The organism is Microcoleus sp. Pol11C2, assembly GCF_036701505.1.
In the GTDB taxonomy this organism is placed as follows: Bacteria; Cyanobacteriota; Cyanobacteriia; order Cyanobacteriales; family Microcoleaceae; genus Microcoleus.
Genome location: NZ_JAUBQX010000125.1, coordinates 1 through 1,125 on the forward strand (window position 1 = coordinate 1; position 1,125 = coordinate 1,125).

Below are 1,125 nucleotides of genomic sequence, written 5' to 3' on the forward strand. Positions count from 1 at the left end.
ATACCAATTTAATATGAAGCTGCATAGAATAGGGCTTCAAGAATAAAATTGTAAGATGACAACGAACAGATTTGCTCAGGAGTGATTTTTTCAATAACTTGTTGCAAGCGCTCTCGTAGTGACCCAAGTGTTGTAAAAACCTCTCCAACAAGTTGCTGTTTGATATATTCCCAGACCCGTTCAATTGGATTCAGTTCTGGACTATGTGAGGGTTGACAGACAGGAATTAAATTTTCGGGCCATGAAAGTTCATTCGTGATATGAGCACCCGCTCTATCCATTTGAATCAGAGCAATATCTTCACCCAATTGTAGAGAAAGAGCTTCCATAAATTGCTGGAAATCTTCTCCATTAAGATGGGCATATTCTTGGCAAAAATGCCAGCCACTCAATGGTTCGACTACCCCATACAACCAAAAACTTTCACGCTTCCACAGTATGGGAGCAACTGGTTTTACCCCCCGGGCTGTAATTACTTTACCCGTCAACGTTTTCAGTCCCAAACGGGTCTCATCTTGACACAAATATCGTAGCCGTTTACCCTTACCAAAGAATTTTTGAAACGTCAAGACTGCTGGGACGATGTTTTTTTAAAAAGTTCCACTGCTTTTATGTCCTGTAAAGCACTTTGCGGACGTGGCACTTTCAGTTTTGCTTGGAGGCGATAATGCACCCAAGCATAAACTGTTGCATAAGTCAGTTTCAGACTATACTCTTTTTTGAGCCATTCAACAATTTCTCCGTAGCTTTTGAAGGCGGCTCCTTTTTCTAAACGTTCTTTGAGTCCTGCTAATGCCTCCAGAGTCATGTGTGGTACTTGTCCGGGGGCTTTTTTCACCAACAATAATTCGGATAATCCACCCCGCCGATACTTTTGTAACCATCGGGTTATCGTAGATTTGTCTCTACCCAAACGATGCGCTAATTCCTGATGTTCCTGTACTTGCCCTGTTTTTAACCACCATAATACTTGTATTCGTTCTTTCTGACTCGCTGTACGAGTATTTTTTAGTTGTTTTTCTAAAAATTCTGCACTTTCTTCAATTGTGATTTTTAAACTACGACTCATAAACGCACCATACAAGCTATCTCTCTATTATATGCAACTTCACATAAAATTGGTAT

General features: G+C 40.4%; 2 protein-coding genes. Both read right to left on the bottom strand.

Annotated features, from left to right (window positions below):
* Positions 1 to 8 precede the first annotated feature (8 nt).
* Positions 9 to 569 (bottom strand): IS630 family transposase, encoded by a 561-nt coding sequence (locus QUA42_RS27595; RefSeq protein ID WP_333141871.1) that lies wholly within the window; start codon positions 567 to 569, stop codon positions 9 to 11.
* Complete coding sequence (locus QUA42_RS27600; RefSeq protein WP_333141873.1) at positions 566 to 1,069, bottom strand: helix-turn-helix domain-containing protein; 504 nt, start codon at positions 1,067 to 1,069, stop codon at positions 566 to 568. The genes QUA42_RS27595 and QUA42_RS27600 overlap by 4 nt, the downstream gene beginning before the upstream one ends.
* Between the last annotated feature and the right edge of the window lie 56 nt (positions 1,070 to 1,125).

What these genes read in the sequence shown, in the direction of transcription:
- QUA42_RS27600 (WP_333141873.1), bottom strand. Translation starts at nt 1,069, where the DNA reads ATGAGTCGTAGTTTAAAAATCACAATTGAAGAAAGTGCAGAATTTTTA.